The organism is Shewanella sp. BJSY2023SW005 (assembly GCF_047314585.1).
GTDB lineage: Bacteria > Pseudomonadota > Gammaproteobacteria > Enterobacterales > Shewanellaceae > Shewanella > Shewanella algae.
The window spans coordinates 243883-263583 of record NZ_JBKORJ010000030.1 but is presented as its reverse complement, the minus strand read 5'-3'; the positions used below and the strand labels follow the sequence as shown (position 1 = coordinate 263583).

The window sequence follows — 19701 nt, the reverse complement described above, 5'->3', positions numbered from 1 at the left end:
CAGGGCGGGATTCCACTTTGCTTATATCTTAACCAAATAACAACTCTGAGCGAAATGTAGGACTCCAACCAGCACGGCGGCGCTTACCTGCCAGACTGTCTTTTTTGCCTTGGTGCTGCCTTATCGCACTCAGAGCCGCTCGGTTAAATAGGGCGAGATGCTTTGCGCCATCAGGATCCGTTACCTTCAGCGCATCTTCGCGGAAGACCACATCCAGCACCCAATGGAGCTGATTTTCTACCCCCCAATGCTCTCGAATAGTCCTCGCGGCCTCTTCGGCATTGAGCGGTAAGGAACTGACATACCAGCGTGAAGAACATGATGTTATTCCATCGACTGTCCGTTCACTGGCAACTTCGATAAATGAGGTGATGTGCGGCCACTTTTTCTTAAGTTCCGCTGATAATTCTGCTTCTATCTGCATGACTGTTCGGCGCTCCCTGCGGCCATGACCCATGTTGAACTGCTCAAATATAGCCAGTTCTGGCTGCTCATACGCTTTACTGAAGCTGGTTTTGACTGCTTCAAATAATCCCGGCTGGTTCGACTTGAGCTGAATAATGAAATCACCGTTCCCCTGTTTAATTTTGTTCATGGTAGACACCTGACAATGCAGTGCATCCAGCGTCAGAACGGCATTATCCAGTGCCATAGCATCAATCATGTTGCGGGCGACTTCAGCTTCTTTCCCTTTAGAATGTGAACTGTCTTGGTAAAGTGTAATGCCGTTGCCGACATCAAATGCGCTGACAACATGGAGTGCATTCTTAGCATCCTCACTCCACGCCCCGCGCAGGGTTTTTCCATCCAGCGCGATAACGGTTTTCCCTTCCGTTTGCCGTTGCTCATTGATCCAGCCAAATATGGCTTGAAGGAGCAGTTCGCTGTCCAATGCTTTGATTATATTACTGATACAATGCCTTTTAGGGATGCCATTTTCAAATTTTCGGTACAGACGGAGCCAATCTAGCTGTTCTTCTCCGAATTCCTGAATGGACTTCCACCCAGTCGCACCGCTGAGGATAGCACTGAGTGTCAGGAACACCACATCCACTAAATTATGCTTTAGATTGATGTCCTTACGGGGATCGGTAATCTGTTCTAGTTGTTTCAAAAGGGTCATGGTCATCTGTGGATTAAGGGCAAGGCAGATCAGATCATGACCAACCGTAAAAGTTCAATTTAAAGTGGGATCCCGCCCTGACCTTAGCCCAGAAATGCGTTCTGCCATGAGACATTATGAGTTCACGAAACTAACGGCCGGTGCCCCTATGTTTTTTAAAAATGGCTATCGGGATGAGGACCTTGCAAAAGGGGTTAAGCGACCAATTAAAAAAGCGCATATGGCAATTAACTACCCTATTATTGATGACGAGATCAAACGGGAGCTTGGTGAGGTAGACAATGAGTTTTTTCAGTTATACCCCGCTGTGATTGTCGACGACGAGCAAAATTATCATGAAGGCTTTTGGGTATTCAATATTTTTGAGTATATGGATGTTTTGAACCTTGAAGAGTGCTTGATTAACAACTACAAGCCAGGTGAAGACGAGTATGCAATAAAACGATACTCTCTCTGCAAGCAAAAGATGCAAACTATACCCGAAAATGAACGTTTGGTATTTATGCCTGAATACTCTGACTTTCCTCATGTCATTGTTCACGAGAAGATTGTTAAGGTTTTTAAAGAACTCAAGGTCGATACACTTAATTTTGTCAAAGTTTCCGACTGTGTAAACCTCCCCTAAAATAATTTGTCTCCGTTATATGCACTATAACCTACACCGGCCCCAGTATCAGAAGAGTGAAAGTTGAAAGACTGACTTACTTCTTGATTTTGCCGGGGCTTGTTGTTTGCTGACTCGCGATGAGCGGCATCACTCCTGCTTTGACTGGGGGCTGTTTTGCGGCTGCCTGGCACTATTCCACTCCTGCCATGCCGCCTTGGGGCCCATCATGAACGCAATAAGCACTAGTCCACCGGGTATCAGGACGGCTTTCAGTATCGGCCCCAAGATATACGAATAGAAGCAGATAAAGGGGATGTATAAGACATAGCCTACTGCGAGTGTTAGAATCTTAACGACTGATTTCATGTGATTTACCTTGGTATAAATAAAATTGAGCGCGCTCATTATATTTATTGAGCGCGCTCAACTACAAGTAAAAGGTTCACTTTTGACTGCAAATATGACCCCTAAAAAACGCCAAACCCGCGAGCGCATCTGCCAATGCGCATGGGAGCTGTTTATCGAGCAAGGTTTTGAAGCGACATCGACCCGCGATATTGCCAAAGCAGCAGGGATTGCCAATGGCACCTTGTTTAGCCACTTCAGCAATAAAGAAGAGTTGTTGAAGGCGTTGATGTTGGAGCTTATCGCCGGAGTTATCAGCGAGGCGCAGAGCAGCGATGACTTTGAGCAACCTAAGTTGAAGATGCAGCATTATGCCAGGCATTTATACGGATTCTATTTGCAGCATGTGGAGTTCAGTAAAACCTTGCTGCAAGGCTTAATTTGGCAAGGAGCTTTCTTTGATGAGCAGATCCGCCAGTTCAAAGAGCTGCTGTTTACCTGTGTGCCTCATTATGATGCAGTGAGGGCAACCATTATGATGGATTGCTATTTTATGACCTTGGTTGAAGGGTTGAATGCGCCGAATCCCGATGCGGATACCATGGTGAAGCGTCTTAGTGCCAAACTGGCGTTGCTGTGAGGTCACATCGCCAAAAGGCGAGGAAAATAAGTTAATTAAGACCCGGCACTGGGGCACAAAGCTTAGTGCCGGGTCTAGTTATTTGAGCCTCAAGACTTAAGTTTCAAGGCTCCAGCTTCAATCCTGAAAACTTAATTCCGGGTTAGCTTTAGGGAAGGTACGAACAAGTCCCATGTGTGCTCTGCGTCGGCTTACGGGCCTGGATGCAAGGCGTGGTTCGCAGCAAATGGCCCTAGTCCTTTGCAAGAAGCACAACACAGCAGGCAGGCCTGTAAGCCACACCCTTCGGGGCTTTCACAGCAACCGGCTCTCTGCGTTATCCGACTTCGACAGGCCCCGGCATGCCTTCAGTCAGATGCCTTGAACGCCAATTGCTGTGCAAGCCAGAGTGCCACGAGGACTTATTCGCACCTTCCTTAGATAATCCAGCGCGCCACAAACCGCGGCGACCTGGGCGGCATTGCACTGTTCATCGCTTGCTTGCGGGCTGTCCGGGTAGACTTCTGTGGTGCAGGTGTATGGGGCATTGGTAACCGAGGCACATAGACCAAGCTGCTTGAGCGGATAACGGATAACGCCGTGGTCGACCACAGGAGAGCCGATGATATTGCCGTCTTTGTCGGCCGGAGCGATATGGGTCACTTTGGCGACCGCTTCGATAATGGCTCGTTGGAATTCAGGTTGCGGCATGGCTTCATCATCTACCACATAAAAACCGTCCGGGATCTCGCCGGGAGCTATGATTTTGCCATCGCGGGCCGCCAGCGCCGGGCGAAACTCGGTTTCATCCGTGTCTGTGGTTTCATGCAGATCGATATGAGCCAGGAAAGGGGCGCCGTGGCTAGCAACCAGAGCCATCAATGCGGCAGACTCTTCTGCCGGGCTGGGTTCAAAGAAGGAGCGGTTGGGATCGATAGCCAAAGGATTCCAACGGTTGATGACTTCGTACCCCCAAGGGCTGACACAGGGGACGACCAGGAGGTTGAAATCCGCTTGATAACGTTCGGCTTCCTGCTCAAGAAACTGCAGCGCACCTTGAACGCCACTGGTTTCATAACCGTGGATCCCGCCTGTGACCAATACCCAGGGCTTATCTGCCTGTGGCGATTTACTCTGCAGGGCAAGCAGGGGATAACGTTCCGGGTCATAACTTAAGGCGCCGTACTGACGGCATTCAAAAGCTGTCTTGAGGGCATCGATTTTGTCGAGCACCTGTTCATGGTAGCTGCGTTTGATGTTTTGGGTGGCGCGCCAGGCGGATTTTTCGGCATCCCCCCAGGGAGTACCTGGAGTGCCTATAGGGTATTCTTGACTCATGGATTGCCTCCTTATTTCTTTTATAAAACGTGTATGAATGGCGTATGAATAGCAAAACGCAGCCCATTGGACTGCGTTTATTCTTGAGGAAAATGTTACTGGGCGTTAAAGGCCTGACCGTTTTCCTGCAGGCTGTCGTCGCCCATCAGATACAGATAAACGGGCATTATCTGCTCTGGCGTCTTGAGATCCAGAGGGTTCTCTGCCGGATAAGCCTTGGCGCGCATGCCGGTGCGGGTTGCTCCCGGATTGATACTGTTGGCGCGCACCTGAGTGCCTTCACATTCATGAGCCAGCACCTGCATCATGCCTTCGGTAGCAAACTTGGAGAAGGCATATGGGCCCCAGTAAGCGCGGCCCTTACGGCCAACACTGCTGGAGGTAAAAATAATTGAGGCGTGCTCGGCCTTGCGCATCACAGGCAACAGTGCCTTGGTCATCATGACTTCCGCCACCACATTGACCTTGAGCAGATCTTCCAGTGACTGAATATCAATATGTTCAAATGGCCCCAAAGCGCCCAACAGGCTGGCATTATGCAGCAGGCCATCGAGCTTGCCGAATTGCTGCTCTATGGTTTCGGCCATGTCGCGGTAGTTTTGTTCGCTGGCGCCCTTGAGATCCAGAGGCACAATCGCTGGAGTCGGGCCACCGGCGGCTTCAATTTCATCGTAAACGGCTTCTAGCTTCTTGACCGTTTTGCCCAGCAGGATCACTGTGGCGCCATGGGCGGCATAGGTCTTGGCTGCGGTTTTGCCAATGCCGTCGCCGGCACCGGTTACCAGAATAGTTTTGCCCTTGAGAAGATCTTTTGCTGCTTGATATTCCAACATGGGGAGTTGTTTCCTCTTCGCGCTAAAGCCCGCCAATACTCGACTCACTACAGCGGTATACATCTGTTTAAAACAAATGACTGTTCATTGTTACTTTTCGTTGCGTGCAACTGTGACAAAAATGTAGCTAACTCAATATTTTTACGTTAACTTGAGACGAGCTGAGGACTGATTTCAGCTCCTCTGGTCACAGTGTCTGGGGTATTGTGACCAATTTCTTGGGGAAAACAAAATTATTACAACAAGATTTGGGGAAAAAAGATGAAAAGACTCATTTTGGGTGTTGCAATCGCATCTGCACTTGGACTGACAGCATGTGGTGAAGACAGCTATAACGAACTTAAGGATAAGACAGAGCCGCTCATCCCTGAGTCCCATTTGGTGTTTGATCCTGCCAAAGCTGAAGTTCCCTTGCCAAACGACCTACTGCTCAACGGCACCACAGACGGTACCTTGAATATTCCCGGAGAAGCCTCCGGTGACTATACCAATCCGCAGCTGGCGCTGGGCGCGCTGGATGGCTGGTCAACCACGCAACCGATAACCATAGATATTGAACCTTCCAAAGATAACAGCGGCAATACCCTGAGCCTGCTGGCATCTTCCGTGGCCCAGCCTGGAGCGGTGAGAATGTTTGAAGCCGTCAGCGGCGGCCCGCTTTCTTCCAAAGCCGAGTGCCAGACCAAGCCTTCGGTTTCTGCCTGTGAAGTGGGTGAAGAGCTGGTTTGGGGGGAAGACTTTATCACTCAAGCGTCCGGCAACAAGATTGTCATTGTTCCACTGAAACCACTTAAGCCAGCTCAGTCTTATATCTATGCCACCACTAAACTCATCATGGATTCGGCCGAGCGCCCGATAGCGCCTTCCTACACCTATGGCCTGTTGAAACTGGATATCGACACAGCGCCGCTGGAAACCGCCGATCAATTGATGCTGCAAACTCTGGTAAACAGTTATGAAAAGGGCATGGCGGCGGCTCATGGCGTCGACAAGGAAAGCATTACCTATTCAGGCCTGTTTACCACCCAGTCGGTGGCCGATGTTTATGAAACCACCAAGCTGCTGATGCTGCAACCCGGCTCACCCTATGCGCCCAAGTGGTTGCAAACTCCGACTCCAGCCGGCTATACAGTGGCGATGGCAGCTGGGCTTACCCCTGCTGACGGCGTAGCCTATGTATTGGCGGATTTGGCCGATGTCTACACTGCGGCCATTGAAGTACCGGTTTACGGCACTTGTTCATCGGCAAGCTGTGACGGCATTAACGGCTATTGGCAGGCCCAGGGCGACAGCCCGGTATCTGTGTTGCTGGCGCTGCAGGCCGGTACTCTGAGCCAGGAGAACTTTGCCGCCCAGGCGATGGCTTACAACATAGATCCCGCCGCTGCACTGGCCAATCCTTCCTTGTTGGCCGGCAAAGCGTGGAAACTGGATGATGACAGTGCGGCCGATGCCACCAAGCACCTGACCCGCTTTAATCCCATTCCGGCGATTCGCAACTACGAAACTGTGCCTGTGCTGATCTCCATGCCCAACGCCACTAAGCTTGCGGCATTTTATGCCAGCCAGGGCTTGCCTTTCACGCCACCAACCAGTGGCTGGCCTACCACGATAGCGCTGCATGGTCTGGGTGGCGGCAAAGAGATGTCGCTGGCCTATGCCGGTAGTTATGCCGCTGCCGGTGTGGCTACAGTGGCCATAGATATGCCGCTGCACGGTGCCCGTTCATTTGATGCCAATGGTGACGGCATCTATGAAGTGTCGGCCTCAGGTGCTGCCTATGGCAATGTTGTCGGCAAGCCGGATGCCTTCCAAAATGGCAATCCGCTGGTATTTGTCAACATAGAAAGCACGCTGTCGGTACGGGATAACTTCCGTCAGGCGACCATGGATCATCTGGCGCTTAGAGCCGCGATAACAGGTATGTCGGCGCAACTGGCCGAAATGGGCGCGCCTCAGGTGTTTGACAATAACCAGATAACCGCTCAGGGGCTTAGCCTTGGAGCCATTGTCGGCACCAACTTCGCGACCTATGCCAGCACAGGTTTGAAAGACCCTGCATCCGGCACAGCCTTGCCCAACTACTATGGCATCAAGGGCGCATCTTTGGTGGCGCCGAGCGGCGGCCTGGCGGGTTCTTTCGCCGGTTCAGCCACCTTCGCACCTCTGTTGTTTGCCAATGTGACGGCTTCCGATACCTTCAAGGCCTTGGTGGACGCGGCCAATAAACAAGGATATCAGCCGGGTTCGGCCGAATATGAGGCCTTGGTTCAGGAGGTATACGCCGAATTTATCCCTACCTTCGCCTTTGCGGTGCAGACCGGGATAGAGTCAGCCGATCCTATCAACCAGACTGCCATGCTCAAGGCCACGGGTTTGCCGGTGCATCTGGTGGAAATCGTCGGTGATGGTGCAGGTAACAAGGGCGATCAGGTTCTGCCTGGTACTGTCGCGGGCTTCCCGCTGTCCGGCACTGAGCCTTTGATTGCGACTCTGGGGCTTAACTGCGTCGATCAGACCAGTGCCGGTGGCGGCGCTGTGCGCTTTGCCAAGGGGCATCACAGCTCACTCATCGACCCATCCGAAGTACCGGGCGTGACCGATGGCATGGCGGCTCAGGCGACGGCAGAAATGCAGTCTCAGGTGTCTATTTTTGCCTCTTCTGCCGGTAAAGATGGTGCCAGCATTTTGGTGACCGACTCGTCCGTTCTGCAAAGCTGCGGTGGCTAAGCGGTTACTCATATGTTTTTTGTAACAAACCCGGCGAAATGCCGGGTTTTTTTATCTATGCAAGGGCTGCTAGAATAGCGCGATTTTGTGTGCTTTCTCGCGGTGAAAGGAACCCTGTAGTGGAATTTTTATACGAGTACGGATTATTTCTGGCCAAGGCGATCACTTTGGTGGTGGCAGTGGGTGCCATAGTGGTAATTGTGGTGGCATCGGCGGTAAAACAAAAGAGTGACAGGGGCGAGCTGAAACTGACTCATCTCAGCGATGAGCTTAAATCGCTCAAGCATCACCTCAAGGCAGAGCTTTTGGGCAAAAAGGCGTTCAAGGCCTATGAGAAACAGCTCAAGGCCGAGCAAAAGGCTCACGACAAGGCACTTGATGCCGGGGAAGCCAAAGATCCCAAGGTGTATGTCGTCGAGTTCAAAGGTGGCATAGAAGCGGCCGAAGTGGCGTCACTGCGGGAAGAGATCAGTGCCATTCTGGCAATCGCCGAGGAAGGTGATGAGGTAGTCGCCAGCGTTGAGAGTGGTGGCGGCATGGTTCATGGTTATGGCCTGGCGGCCAGCCAACTGGACAGGATCCGCAATGCCGGGCTGCCGCTGACCATATGTGTCGATAAGGTGGCTGCCAGTGGCGGTTATATGATGGCCTGCGTCGCCGACCGCATTATTGCCGCGCCGTTTGCTATCATAGGCTCCATAGGTGTTGTTGCCCAATTGCCGAACTTTAACAAGTTGCTGAAGAAGCATGACATTGATTATGAGCAGCATACCGCCGGTGATTTCAAGCGCACCCTGACGCTGTTCGGTGAGAACACAGATGAGGGTAGAGCCAAGTTCCAACAGGAACTGGAAGAAACCCATCAGCTGTTCAAAGACTTTGTCGGGCGTTATCGGCCGCAACTGGAGCTGGACAAGGTGGCAACCGGTGAACATTGGTATGGTCAGCAGGCCATAGAGCTGGGGCTTATAGATGAAGTCGGCACCAGTGATGATCTTTTGCTGAAGTTGGCCGCGGATCGCACTGTGATCAAGGTAAAATATCAGCTGCGCAAGAAACTGGCCGACAAGTTGGCCCACAGCGCTTCTTTGATGCTCAACGCCTGCTACAACAAGTTGGCCGAGATGAATCGGCCAATGTAACTCCTGCTGTTTAATCCATTCGCTAATCTAACCCCGGCACGCCGGGGTTTTTTATGCCACTATTCTTCCGGCAAAGCCGTGCCGGCGTTATCGTCACTCAAGTCGCTACCAAAACCATTCAGCCACAGGATTACCTCGGCCGAATGCATTCCTAATGTGCTTAATACCTTGGCTGCTTCTGTCTCCGGATGAGTTTGAGAAAACGACCGCAAGCGCAGACCAATTCGAGCAGCTAATTGACGCTATTTTGCATAAAACACCGACATTAATGCTTTTAAAATTCATAAACAGAGGTATTTAGGCCTTTTTATGCAGTACGCCTTTAATTCTCTGGCTGGATACGTTAAAACAGCCTTGGGGGATTAACAAAAAGATAACAATAACTATGCAGATCAAATACCGAGCCAACATGATGGTTGGGGATCAGGCGTACCCGGCTTTTGAACTGGCCAACCTTATTCGTTTTATTCAGTCACAATTGGGAGCCGAGGCTGCCGAAGAGATATGCCGGCACATAGGCACGGGTATCAATGAACTCAAGGAGTGCCAATTGGTGCGGGTCTGGCAGCTCAGCGCCACCATAGCGTTTCTCATGCAGCGTAGTCGACGTGAGGATATCAGCCTGCTGGCTGGTCTCAATACCCAGGTAACCGACTTGGGCTTTCTGTTGCCTTTGCTTGGGGATTGTCGGGATCTCGGTGAATGCCTGGATTTTGTGCTCAACCATCCCAAGTGGGTGGGCAGTTTTGCCGATCTGTTGCTGCTGGAAGATGAGCGGGAAATCCGCCTGCGCTGGCTCAATACCGGCCGGGCCGAGTCGTTAATCTATCGCGGCGAATTTCTTCACAGCATAGGTGCGCTGCTGAGTTTGGCGCGGGAGTTAACCGGTCAAGAGGTCAGCTTTAACTGTATCTGTGTTACCGGCACTTTGATGCCGTCTGAGGGATTGGCAAAACTGACCAAACAGCTGGAGTTTCAGAGTGACTTCAATGAATGGCGCCTCGATAAATCCTACCTGGCGCTGGCTGTGGATCTGAGTCATTTTTCCGATCACAGCCAAAACTGTCAGCAGCAGAGCTCGCTGATTGAAAAGATTATTGCCGAGCTGGATGGCGACTTTCCCGCTGTGCCGCCATTGGAAACCATGGCACTCAGGTTACACATGAGCAGTCGCAGCCTGAGGCGCAAGCTGGCGGCCCTCGGCAGCAGCTATCAACGCCTGGTGGATCAGCAAAGGTGTCAAAGAGCGGTGAGCTGGATCCTTGAGGGCCGGCTATCGGTGAGTGAGATTGCCGAGCGTTTGGGATACAGCGACAGTTGTCATTTTCGCCAGAGCTTCAAGCATTGGCTCGGTTATCCACCAGGCTATTTCAGCCGCTTGGGGCAGGAAGACTAAAAAGGCCCGGGTCGTCAAACCCGGGCCTTTTGCTTATTGCGGTAAGCGTTTTTCAGTCTGCTTGGCTCCAGCTTCAGTTGGAGCAGCTGGCTGCCGGTAAACGTTTAATCCATTCGCTTATCAGCGCGACTCCTTCATCGTGGCTGAGGCTACGGCCAATTTCGGGCATTCTGTCGCCCGGCTCATTGCTCTGCATCCGGAAATGCATGATGGACTCGGCCGGATTACCTGGTACCACATCGTAGCCCAGGGTGCCGCCGCCATAGGCGACAGGCGATTTACAGGTGCCGTGGCTGAAGCCGTTGTCTTCATCATAGCTGCGCTGGTATTCCAGTTTCAGCCCGGTATTGGAGGCATTGCCTTCGGGTCTGTGGCAGTGGGCGCAGTTGATATCCAGGTAGCCCTTGGCAGTTTGCATCAGCTCGCTGTCACTGAGCTGAGTCAAAGTGGCTTCATCACCATCCACATAGGCTGGTACCTTGTCGACGCTGGTAAGGGTTGGCAGGCCGCTGAGAATACCCGCGCTTTGCCAATGAAGCAGTTGGTTGGCGCTGCCATCCTGGTAGGGGTAGTCACGGTTCAGATGGCGGGCCTTGGGACCAATCGGCATAAACACCGCCTGACTGGCGCTGTCGGCCTTGAACTGATGACACTGCTTGCACTGATTCATTGACGGGACAACATAGTCAAAGTTCAGGGTTTGCCCCTTGTGCACCACGCTCTTGCCGTGAATGGCACCGGCCTTGGCCAAAGTGGCATCTGTTTGCTCGGCATTCCAGATATAGGGCAGGGCGGTCCAGCCCGACTCTCTGTGGATCAACAACCGGGTTTCAATCAGAGTTTCATTGTCCACGCCTCTGGTTGCGGTATCGGCAGGCAGGGCAAATGTTTTCACCAGTACTGTGCCTACCGGGAAGTCAAAGGCCTCATTGCTGCTGTAGTTGGCTTGTTTCCCTTCCGGCACAAACACATAGCGATACTTACTGGCATAGTCGGTAAACAGCGGCGTGTTGAGATCGTAAGGGATCCCGCCACTGTTTGGCATGGCCGCCGGCATAGAGGCGTCGGCAAACAGGCGGTATTGTGCCAGGCTGCTGCAATTGGCACCCATCAGAGCATCCCAGTTCACACCAGAGCCTTGAGCCCTGCACAGCGACAGGTCGCCATCGCCTTCAAGGCCGCCTTCACCTTCTCCTATAGTACCGCCACCGCCGACCAGAACGCCGCCGTCACAACCTTCGGTATCATCATCCACGCCGCAGCCGAAGATCTGTTCGCCGAAAGTGACGGTATGCACAGGTAGGCTGACCAAAGAGCATTGCAACAGTTGCTGCTGCTTGGCTTCATACATGACATCGGGAATGCTGACATCGGTATTGCTGTTGCCGTAGAGCTGGCCAATGCTGACATCTCCATTGTTGCTGGCACAGACATTTTCACTGCCGTCAGGGTTGAAGGGGAGTTCACCAAATCCGAGATAGGCGCCGGTACCATTGTTGGCGAGCAGTTCACCCAGGCCATCGTAGAGGATCCCCGGGAAGCGGCCATGGCTGTAGATGTAGGCCTTGATGATATCCTCGATAAGATAACCGTTGGGCTTGGTGGCAAAACCGCTTATCTGGTTGTCATGGATATAGATGTTGCGCGGTGTGGCGCGCCAGCCATCTTCAATGGCCTGACCCGGCTGGGCATAGCTGGCGGCAAAGGCGGATACATCCGGCTCGGCGATAAAGAAGCTGGAGACAGTGACCGCCAGGGTATCGTGGTTGCTGATCTGGTTGTTGAACACTTCCACATCGTTGGTGGAGAGTATGATCACCCCGGTGCCGGGAGGAACAATATGCACTCCGGCCGGGTTGGCAGAGGCGTTGGCGAAGTTGTGGGTATTGTTGTCATAAACCTTGTTGTTGAATACCCGTACGCTGGAGCCGTACTTGTGGTTGCCAATGGGAAGGTCGAACACCAGAATACCACCGGTATTGCCCATGGCCTCATTGTCATAGACATCGGCAAAACGCGAGTTTTCCACTTCGATACCGGCAACGTTTTCCTTGGCGATATTGCGCCTGACGACTATGTACTCAGACTGGCCGACATAGATACCGGCATCGGCGCTGCCGCGGACATAGCTGTCTTCAATCAAAATATTCTCGCATTCCACCGGGTAAAGGCCGTAGGCGCCATTGCCTTGATCCAGCTCACCTTCCCACACGGCGGAGACATTGCGCAGTATGATGCCATTGGTATTTTTCAGCTTGATGCCGTTGTTTTTGGCTTCATAGACCGACAGATCCTTGATGGTGATATTGAGGGCATTTTGTACAAAGATACCGTCACCGGCGTTGGCATTGGCAAAGTCGAGAATGGTTTCATCGCGGCCATAGCCCATGACAGTGACATTGCTGGCATAGCTGCCGTCACCGTCGACATCGCCGTCAAACAACAAGGTGGCATCTATCTCAAATCGGCCCTTTGGCAACACGATTACAGCGCCACTCTGGGCGTTGATCAGAGCTTCCTGAATTCGGGTTGTCAAATTGTCTCCGGCTTCAACCATGATGGCGCCTTCGGGGAAGGGGCTGGTTACCGGCGGTGGCGTCACGACCGGCGGTTCAGTGGTTTGAGACGTATTGTCGTCATCCGAGCAGGCAATGAGTCCCACGGTTAACCCGGCTGCCAGCAACGCCAAAGTCAGGGGGTTTTTCTTGTTGAACATAATCTCTCCTGATTATTGTTATTATTCCGTTAACAAGATCCCGATTCATTTCCCGACTGACAATGTGAAATCCGGCCAAATTAGCGCCAAATAATGCAAGTAGCGGCAAATAACAGATTGAGATGTTATCGCCATATGTAAACACTATTTTAACAACAGTTTGTTTTTCATCATTTATTCTGGATTTAGTTCGCCGGCAGTGATAAAACCTCATGCGTCAGAATCAAAAGGAGTTGGCATGAGTAAGGATGAACAAGAATACAGTCTTTCCGGTGATCCCATTTTCAGATACACGGATGGTGAAAAGGAATGGCAGTCGCCTATGGGTGAAGAGTGTATCGTCCAGATAAGCGAACATATTGAGCGCCATATTGGTGAAGTCACCTGGGTCTTTCATGAAGTTATCTCGGATACTGTGCATATTGATGTGCATTATGTGGCACCGACAGACGAGCGACCTTTCCATACTCTGGTGACTTCCGGCATGAGTGACTTGCCTATGAGTACCCCCGAAGAGGCGGATATCCCCAGGTTTATGGAGCTGATGATCACCTTGCCGGCGCATTGGCAGATAAGTCAGGAAGCCTTCAGCGATGAAAAGTGGTATTGGCCTGTAAGGCAGCTTAAGTTTTTGGCGCGCTTTCCGCATAAATACGACAGCTGGCTGGGCTGGGGACACACAATACCCAATGGTGATCCTGCCGAACCCTTTGTCGAAAATACCCGTCAAAACGGCATGATAGTTCTGCCGTCACTGCTGGTTGATGAGGGGTTCCACACCCTGGAGATTGACCAGGACAAGTGCATCAATTTTTATAGCCTGGTGCCGCTTTATGAAGAAGAGATGATGTTGAAACTGGAGCAGGGCAGCGATGCCTTGTTGGATCTGTTCGACAAGTATCAGGTGAGCGATCTGGTGGACGTTGCCAGAATCAATGTGGTCACAGGGCGGAAATAACCGAGCACCGGGGACTCACTCATAGCACACTCATAATAACAAGGTAAAAAGCCGGACTGAGCTGCATTGTGCAGGCTAGCCCGGCTTTTTTGAGTCTTAACGCTTGTAACTGATGTGCTGATGGAATCTCAACACCAGTTCACGGCGATCCGGATCCAAGCCTATGGCTTCGGCAAAGTCTTTCAAGGCTGCTTCCACCTGGTTCATGTAGCGGCCATAACCTGGCTCTGTGTAGTCCTCTTTACCGGCAACCAGCAAAAAGTGCACCGATTCTACCAGATTGCGCCCATCCCAATGGCTGACAAACTGAGTGTCGGTTGCCGCAGGATCAAAGCCTATCATCTGGGCTTCGGCAGTACTTTCCACCTTCTCGAACTTACTGTTGCGAACCAAAGGCATCAGGCCGTTGGCCACCATGGCGATGCGGTGCAATTGCTTGCCGGCCGCCGCGCTGCGGAACTTGTCCTCAAGGAACTGGTACAGCGGGCTGAAGTCTTCGGTATGCTCTTCTTCCAACACGCTCTGCTTCAGGCGGCGGCTCAGCGGCAGGCTGACGGTGACATAGGCCAATGAGCTGTGATCTTCCGGCAGTTTGCACTTGCGCGACTTGTAGCGCTGATAAATATCCCTGAGCTTGTAGCCATAGGTCTTTTTCTCCCCCTTGGCACGGGCGAAGAGATCGTAGGCCATGTGCTGGTGATCGCGGACTTTGACCCTTAATTCCTGCTCCGGCAGGTTGTCCAACACTCCATTCAATACGGCATTGACCCGGCTGTGGAAATTGGCGGCGTTGGCGCGAATTTCTTTACCTGTAGCCAAAAACAGCAGTCTTAACTTGCGGGCCTTGTAGTCCGGCTGGAAGAAAAGGTTCTGGGCTTCATGGTAGGTCGGGTTGTAAAAGAACAGGATCTGTTCGGCGGTTTGGAAGCAGTAGGCCTCGGTGTGAAAACGCACCACAGGCAGTTTGTCATTGGCGATCACATGAATGTTGTGCAGATCTTCCTTTTCTGCCAACTGGAATACCAACTTGCTGATCTCGCGGTAGCAGTTTTCGTAACTGGCATAGTGGCTGAGCAGCGCATCTGTCATCAGTATTTCAGCCATGATGTACTGGCTGGTACGGGTGGCCAGGGGAATATAGACTTTTTGCTGGGACATACGCTTTCCTTGTTTTATGTTATCAGGCCGGTATGGGCATACTAGCCGGGTTGCACTGCAATCTTATTGCGACAAAACAACTTTCAATCCGATCGGGTATGGACTTATCGCGCCCGCCCTAGTGTAATCTATGGTTATGATTTATTAAACATTAATAAACTTTAGCCAACCTTAAGGCAACAAACTGAATAACAAGGAGTCGTTAATCTTGATTACCGAAAGCCCCAGATTAATTTTGAGACAGTTCCGTGATGGTGATCAGCAGGCTTTATTTGCCATGAACAGTACTCCCGAAGTGCTGAGGTATATTCCCGGCGAGCCATTGAAGGATATTGAAGAGGCCGCTCAGGTGCTTGAAAAGGTCATTTTGGCCGACTACCGCAAGTATGGCTATGGTCGCTGGGCTGTTGAGCATAAGGCCGATGGCAAGGTGATAGGTTTTTGCGGCCCCAAGTTCCTGCCGGAGTTCGGCAAGGTTGAGTTGGGATACCGATATCTGCCTGAATACTGGGGCCAGGGACTGGGTTATGAAGCCGCCAGCCATGCATTGCCCAAAATAAAAGCGATTTGCGCCGTGAATGAGTTGATAGCCCTGATCATGGATGGCAACCTGGGCTCGGAAGCGATAGCCCTTAAGTTGGGTATGCTGCCGCAGGAAGAAAGTGAACTGATGGGGCACAAGGTGAGGGTATTCAGCTGCAGTCTTTAGTCGTTTTTAGCTATGTCGTCCTGCGGCTATTATGTCCGGCTGCAATTATGTCCGGTGATTGCCTTATCCGCCTGTTGCCGGCGCAGATGCGTCTGTGGCAGGGGCTTTGATGGCTTCGATTGCCGATTCAACCCAGGGCAGCACAAAGGCGGTGATCTTGGGCTGGGCCTTTTCGTTCGGGTGCAGCCCATCGGCCTGCATCAACTCGGGGAAGGGCGCTATCTCTGTCATAAAGAAGGGCATCAGGGTGACGTTGGGCTGTTTGGCCAGGTCACTGTAAACGGCGCTGAAGGCGTTAGCATATCTGGGGCCGTAGTTTGGCGGCACCATGACTTCGGAAAGCAGCACCTTGGCGCCGGATTGACGGGCCAGCGCAATGATTTTTGTAAGATTGTTTTTCAGCTCCGTTGGCGGAAAGCCTCTCAGACCATCATTGCCGCCAAGCTCCACCAACAGCAGCGAGGGTTTTACCGACTTCAGCAACTGAGGCAATCTTCTGAGGCCACCGGCCGTGGTTTCGCCGCTGACAGAGGCATTAACAATGTTATGCTCGGGTAAGGCTTGTCTCAGCCCTTCGACCCAACCCTGTTTCTCGGCCATGCCGTAACTGGCTCCCAGGCTGTCCCCCAGGATCAGTATATCAGCGGCCTTGACGGGCAGCGCAGAGAACAAGAATATGACTGGTATCAATGCCAGCGGACGCAAGCATAAGGAAGCAATTTTGAAGAACAGTGCCATTAAGGTTTCCCATCTCGTAAAAACTGTCACTACCCAGGAAGGTGACCTGACTATCCTGAGTGGCATCAATTTGGATGTCAAGCCGGGCCAGAGTGTGGCCATTCTTGGGCCATCAGGCTCAGGTAAATCAACTCTGCTGGGCTTGCTGGCGGCATTGGATACCCCCTCGTCCGGTGAGATTTGGCTCGATGGCAGTGCCTTGGCCGGGCTGAATGAAGAGCAGAAGGCTGCGCTGCGTAAGCAGAAAGTCAGCTTTATTTTTCAGTCTTTTATGTTGGTTGATACCCTCAACGCCCTGGAAAATGTCATGCTGCCGGCTGAACTTGCGGGTATCAAGGATGCCAGAGAGCGAGCCAAAACCATGCTGGAGCGAGTTGGCCTCGGGCACAGGCTCAATCATTACCCGAAACAGCTTTCCGGCGGTGAGCAGCAGCGGGTTGCTATCGCCAGAGCCTTTATCAGCGAACCCAAGGTGCTGTTTGCCGATGAACCCACGGGCAACCTGGACAAACACAACGCCGACAGGGTTGCCGACATGCTGTTTGAGCTCAATCGCGAGAGTTCGACCACCTTGATTCTGGTGACCCATGATATGCAATTGGCCAGTCGCTGTGAGCGCCAGTTGGAGATGCACGAAGGGCGATTGTATGAACAGGGGCAGCAAACCCTGCCGGAAGAGGCCGGTTTGCATGAGGCCAAGACAGAGAGCCGGGTGCCGGCGGCATCGGTAACGGCAGAGGAGGGGCGCTGATGGAATGGACGCTGGCATGGCGCCTGTTTCGCCGCGAACTCAAGCAAGGGCAGTTGGTATTGATTGTGCTGGCCTTGACCCTGGCGGTGTTGTCTGTCACCGGTCTGGCCCGGGTCAGTGACAGATTGCAGCTCGCCATCAATGGCCAGGCGGCCAAGTTTATTGCCGCCGACCGAATCATTAATTCACCCGTCCCCATAGATGCAGGCATACTGCAGCAGGCCAACGCGTTGGGGCTGAAGCAGTCTCAGAGTTTGCAGTTCAACTCTATGGTTTACAGCGGTGATGCCTTTCAGTTGGTCACTGTCAGGGCAGTTGATAATGCCTATCCGCTCAAGGGCAAAATTGTCTTGCGTCAAGGAGAAACCAGTGCCTTGCCGCAGCCAGGTGAACTGTGGTTTGAAATGCGTCTTGGGGGCTTGCTGGGGTATCCCAAGAGTGTTGAGCTGGGTAACGCCCAGATGGCGCTGGCCAAGGAGATAGACAGGCTGCCCGATGCCGGTTTCAATCCATTTGCTTCTTCCCCCTTGGTGTTAATGCGCCTTGATGATGTGGCGGCAACCGGGGTCATTCAACCCGGCAGCCGGGTGACATATCTTTATCAGTTTGTCGGGGACAACCAGGCGCTGAGCCGTTTTGAGGAATACGCCAAGCCACTGCTGACCAGTAGCCAACGTTGGGTTGATGTACAATCCGGCGATTCGCCGATTGCCGGGGCGGTGCAGCGGGCGGAGCGATTCTTGCTGCTGGCGAGCTTGCTGGGGATAGCCCTTGCCTGCGCCGCCATCGGCATTGCCGCCCAGCGTTATTGCCAGCGTCACTATGATGTGGTTGCCATGTTGAAAACCTTTGGCGCCAGTGCAAGACAAATCCGTTTATTGTTCGGTCTGCACCTGCTGCTGGTGACCTTTCTTGGAGTGATCTTGGGGATCTTCGGTGGCCTGGTGCTGGATTATCTCATCAGCCGAGCCTTGCCTGCGGAAATTGCCGCCTATTCTCCGCCTATGCTCAGACCGCTTCTCTTGGGGTTGGCTACAGGGTTTATCAGCGCCTTTATGTTCAGTGCCTATCCGCTGATGCGGCTGCTGGCTATTCCGCCGCTCAGGGTGTTGCAACGCCAGCTAGAAGGAATACGTCTGGGCATGTGGTTGCATCTGCTGCTGAGTTTGGCGGCCATGGGATTACTCGGCTGGCTCTACTCGCGCTCTTTGCCTTTGACCCTGACCGTGGTGGCCAGCGTGGTGTTGCTCGGGGTGCTGCTCAGCCTGATGGGTTTTTTGTTAATCCGCCTGGGGCAGAGTGTTGGCATGCGCACGACCAACCCCTTGTCGTTGGCACTGGCGGGCCTTCGGCGCCGTGCCAGACAAAACGCTGTACAACTGGTGGGCTTTTCCAGCGCCTTGGTGTTATTGCTGACCATAATGGCGTTGCGTCAGGACTTGCTCAGCGAATGGCAGAAGCAGTTGCCTGAGGATGCGCCGAACTATTTCCTGGTTAACATAGCCCCGGACGAAGTAGAGCCGCTGGCGGACTTTATGGCTCAGCGCCAGATTGCTGCCACAGATATCTATCCTGTCATCCGTGGTCGGCTCAGCGCTATCAATGGTGAGGAGGTGATCACTGCCGAAGAGCAGGAACAGGGGCAGAGAGGGCGTCTTGGGATTTCAAGGGAACTGAATCTCACCTGGCGATATACCTTGCCGCCCAACAATGAGATCCTTGAGGGCCATTTTAATCGGCAAACCGATGACGTGTCGGTGGAGTCCGGGGTGGCCGAGCGCTTGGGAATTACTGTCGGAGACAGCCTGAGTTTTGTTATCGATAACCAAACGCTGACTGTCAAAGTGGCCAGTATTCGTTCTGTGCAGTGGGAAACTCTGCAACCCAACTTCTTTATGATTTTCAGTCAGGAAGCCTTGGCCCCCTTTGCTTATACCTCCATGGCCAGTTTTCATCTGGATGATGGCCAAAAGGCTGTTGTGCTTGAGCTTATCCGTAATTTCCCCACTGTCTCCATCATAGATGTGGGGGCCATGGTGGCTCAGCTCAAAGAGATAGTCGCCCAGGTATCTTTGGCACTGACGCTGGTGTTGGTGCTGGTGGTATTGGCCAGTGCCCTGGTGATGATAGCGCAGACCGAAGCCGGCATGGCCAGTCGCCAACGAGAACTGGCGGTTCTACGCACCTTTGGTGCGCCGGGAAGCTTGCTTAAGCTTGCCACGGCGTTGGAGTTTGCACTGCTAGGTGCCGTGGCGGGCATTCTGGCGGTCACAGTGGCGGAGTTTGCGCTCTGGCTTTTGAAAACTCAGGTGTTTGAACTCAGAGTCAGCCCTCACTGGCAATGGTGGCTGTTGGCTCCCCTCAGTGGCGCCTTGTTGGTGGCACTGCTTGGCCTGTGGCGTTGTCGCAGTCTGCTGCAAAAGTCCTGTGGTGAGCTGTTAAGGCTTGAGTAATGCCGGGGGATTGGTTGTCAGGCTATTTTTGTCGAACCATTTTTTGCCAGGCTCGGGTGGCGAATTACTGACCTTTTGCTGTTAT

At 52.6% G+C, this 19701-nt stretch carries 15 protein-coding genes; 9 read left to right on the top strand and 6 right to left on the bottom strand.

Going from position 1 to position 19701, the window contains the following annotated elements; all coding sequences use genetic code 11:
* Positions 1 to 28 precede the first annotated feature (28 nt).
* Positions 29 to 1123: an ISAs1 family transposase gene (locus tag ACMHXI_RS10580; protein ID WP_109248997.1), complete on the bottom strand. Its 1095-nt coding sequence runs from the start codon at positions 1121 to 1123 to the stop codon at positions 29 to 31.
* Positions 1124 to 1271: 148 nt separating this feature from the next.
* Between ACMHXI_RS10580 and ACMHXI_RS10575 the strand changes: the two genes are divergently transcribed.
* Complete coding sequence (locus ACMHXI_RS10575; protein ID WP_413734887.1) at positions 1272 to 1748, top strand: hypothetical protein; 477 nt, start codon at positions 1272 to 1274, stop codon at positions 1746 to 1748.
* Between the two features lie 430 nt (positions 1749 to 2178).
* Complete coding sequence (locus ACMHXI_RS10570; RefSeq protein ID WP_243893885.1) at positions 2179 to 2715, top strand: TetR/AcrR family transcriptional regulator; 537 nt, start codon at positions 2179 to 2181, stop codon at positions 2713 to 2715.
* Between the two features lie 351 nt (positions 2716 to 3066).
* On the opposite strand, the gene ACMHXI_RS10565 is transcribed toward ACMHXI_RS10570, so the two are convergent.
* Positions 3067 to 4032, bottom strand: a complete 966-nt coding sequence (locus ACMHXI_RS10565) for a M14 family metallocarboxypeptidase (RefSeq protein ID WP_413734885.1) — start codon at positions 4030 to 4032, stop codon at positions 3067 to 3069.
* A 95-nt stretch (positions 4033 to 4127) separates the two neighbouring features.
* Complete coding sequence (locus ACMHXI_RS10560) at positions 4128 to 4865, bottom strand: YciK family oxidoreductase (RefSeq protein WP_039033424.1); 738 nt, start codon at positions 4863 to 4865, stop codon at positions 4128 to 4130.
* A 261-nt stretch (positions 4866 to 5126) separates the two neighbouring features.
* On the opposite strand from ACMHXI_RS10560, the gene ACMHXI_RS10555 reads away from it, so the two are divergent.
* The 3 genes from ACMHXI_RS10555 (at position 5127) to ACMHXI_RS10545 (ending at position 10133) form a co-directional block, all read left to right on the top strand.
* Positions 5127 to 7595 (top strand): VolA/Pla-1 family phospholipase, encoded by a 2469-nt coding sequence (locus ACMHXI_RS10555; protein ID WP_413734883.1) that lies wholly within the window; start codon positions 5127 to 5129, stop codon positions 7593 to 7595.
* A 119-nt stretch (positions 7596 to 7714) separates the two neighbouring features.
* Positions 7715 to 8737: a protease SohB gene (sohB, locus tag ACMHXI_RS10550; RefSeq protein WP_413734881.1), complete on the top strand. Its 1023-nt coding sequence runs from the start codon at positions 7715 to 7717 to the stop codon at positions 8735 to 8737.
* A 385-nt stretch (positions 8738 to 9122) separates the two neighbouring features.
* Positions 9123 to 10133, top strand: a complete 1011-nt coding sequence (locus ACMHXI_RS10545) for an AraC family transcriptional regulator (RefSeq protein ID WP_234518400.1) — start codon at positions 9123 to 9125, stop codon at positions 10131 to 10133.
* 73 nt (positions 10134 to 10206) lie between these two features.
* Here ACMHXI_RS10545 and ACMHXI_RS10540 read toward each other — a convergent pair whose 3' ends face one another.
* Positions 10207 to 12849 carry an SO2930 family diheme c-type cytochrome gene (locus ACMHXI_RS10540; protein ID WP_413734879.1) on the bottom strand — a complete coding sequence of 881 codons (2643 nt, stop codon included), beginning with the start codon at positions 12847 to 12849 and terminating at the stop codon, positions 10207 to 10209.
* Between the two features lie 238 nt (positions 12850 to 13087).
* Here ACMHXI_RS10540 and ACMHXI_RS10535 point away from each other — a divergent pair, with 238 nt between their 5' ends.
* Complete coding sequence (locus ACMHXI_RS10535) at positions 13088 to 13807, top strand: suppressor of fused domain protein (RefSeq protein ID WP_413734877.1); 720 nt, start codon at positions 13088 to 13090, stop codon at positions 13805 to 13807.
* Between the two features lie 96 nt (positions 13808 to 13903).
* Here the strand turns inward: ACMHXI_RS10535 and ACMHXI_RS10530 are convergent, their stop codons facing one another.
* Positions 13904 to 14965 carry a DUF3083 family protein gene (locus tag ACMHXI_RS10530; protein ID WP_413734875.1) on the bottom strand — a complete coding sequence of 354 codons (1062 nt, stop codon included), beginning with the start codon at positions 14963 to 14965 and terminating at the stop codon, positions 13904 to 13906.
* 208 nt (positions 14966 to 15173) lie between these two features.
* Here ACMHXI_RS10530 and ACMHXI_RS10525 point away from each other — a divergent pair, with 208 nt between their 5' ends.
* A complete protein-coding gene (locus tag ACMHXI_RS10525; protein ID WP_186297164.1) occupies positions 15174 to 15674 on the top strand; it encodes a GNAT family N-acetyltransferase in 501 nt (166 codons plus the stop codon).
* 63 nt (positions 15675 to 15737) lie between these two features.
* Here the strand turns inward: ACMHXI_RS10525 and ACMHXI_RS10520 are convergent, their stop codons facing one another.
* The gene (locus tag ACMHXI_RS10520) at positions 15738 to 16412 is read right to left on the bottom strand and encodes an arylesterase (protein WP_413734873.1); all 675 of its coding nucleotides are present in this window, start codon (positions 16410 to 16412) and stop codon (positions 15738 to 15740) included.
* Here ACMHXI_RS10520 and ACMHXI_RS10515 point away from each other — a divergent pair.
* Positions 16351 to 17163, top strand: a complete 813-nt coding sequence (locus tag ACMHXI_RS10515) for an ABC transporter ATP-binding protein (RefSeq protein WP_413734871.1) — start codon at positions 16351 to 16353, stop codon at positions 17161 to 17163. The two genes, ACMHXI_RS10520 and ACMHXI_RS10515, sit on opposite strands and share 62 nt — an antisense overlap.
* On the top strand, positions 17163 to 19616 hold the full coding sequence (locus tag ACMHXI_RS10510; RefSeq protein WP_413734869.1) for an ABC transporter permease: 2454 nt from the start codon (positions 17163 to 17165) through the stop codon (positions 19614 to 19616). Before ACMHXI_RS10515 ends, ACMHXI_RS10510 begins: the two co-directional genes overlap by 1 nt.
* Positions 19617 to 19701: the final 85 nt, after the last annotated feature.

Excerpts from the sequence above, each read along its gene's own strand:
- ACMHXI_RS10580 (WP_109248997.1), bottom strand. The coding sequence starts at position 1,123 with ATGACCCTTTTGAAACAACTAGAACAGATTACCGATCCCCGTAAGGAC.
- ACMHXI_RS10575 (WP_413734887.1), top strand. The coding sequence starts at position 1,272 with ATGTTTTTTAAAAATGGCTATCGGGATGAGGACCTTGCAAAAGGGGTT.
- ACMHXI_RS10565 (WP_413734885.1), bottom strand. The coding sequence starts at position 4,032 with ATGAGTCAAGAATACCCTATAGGCACTCCAGGTACTCCCTGGGGGGAT.
- ACMHXI_RS10560 (WP_039033424.1), bottom strand. The coding sequence starts at position 4,865 with ATGTTGGAATATCAAGCAGCAAAAGATCTTCTCAAGGGCAAAACTATT.
- ACMHXI_RS10555 (WP_413734883.1), top strand. The coding sequence starts at position 5,127 with ATGAAAAGACTCATTTTGGGTGTTGCAATCGCATCTGCACTTGGACTG.
- ACMHXI_RS10545 (WP_234518400.1), top strand. The coding sequence starts at position 9,123 with ATGCAGATCAAATACCGAGCCAACATGATGGTTGGGGATCAGGCGTAC.
- ACMHXI_RS10540 (WP_413734879.1), bottom strand. The coding sequence starts at position 12,849 with ATGTTCAACAAGAAAAACCCCCTGACTTTGGCGTTGCTGGCAGCCGGG.
- ACMHXI_RS10535 (WP_413734877.1), top strand. The coding sequence starts at position 13,088 with ATGAGTAAGGATGAACAAGAATACAGTCTTTCCGGTGATCCCATTTTC.
- ACMHXI_RS10530 (WP_413734875.1), bottom strand. The coding sequence starts at position 14,965 with ATGTCCCAGCAAAAAGTCTATATTCCCCTGGCCACCCGTACCAGCCAG.
- ACMHXI_RS10515 (WP_413734871.1), top strand. The coding sequence starts at position 16,351 with ATGACTGGTATCAATGCCAGCGGACGCAAGCATAAGGAAGCAATTTTG.
- ACMHXI_RS10520 (WP_413734873.1), bottom strand. The coding sequence starts at position 16,412 with ATGGCACTGTTCTTCAAAATTGCTTCCTTATGCTTGCGTCCGCTGGCA.
- ACMHXI_RS10510 (WP_413734869.1), top strand. The coding sequence starts at position 17,163 with ATGGAATGGACGCTGGCATGGCGCCTGTTTCGCCGCGAACTCAAGCAA.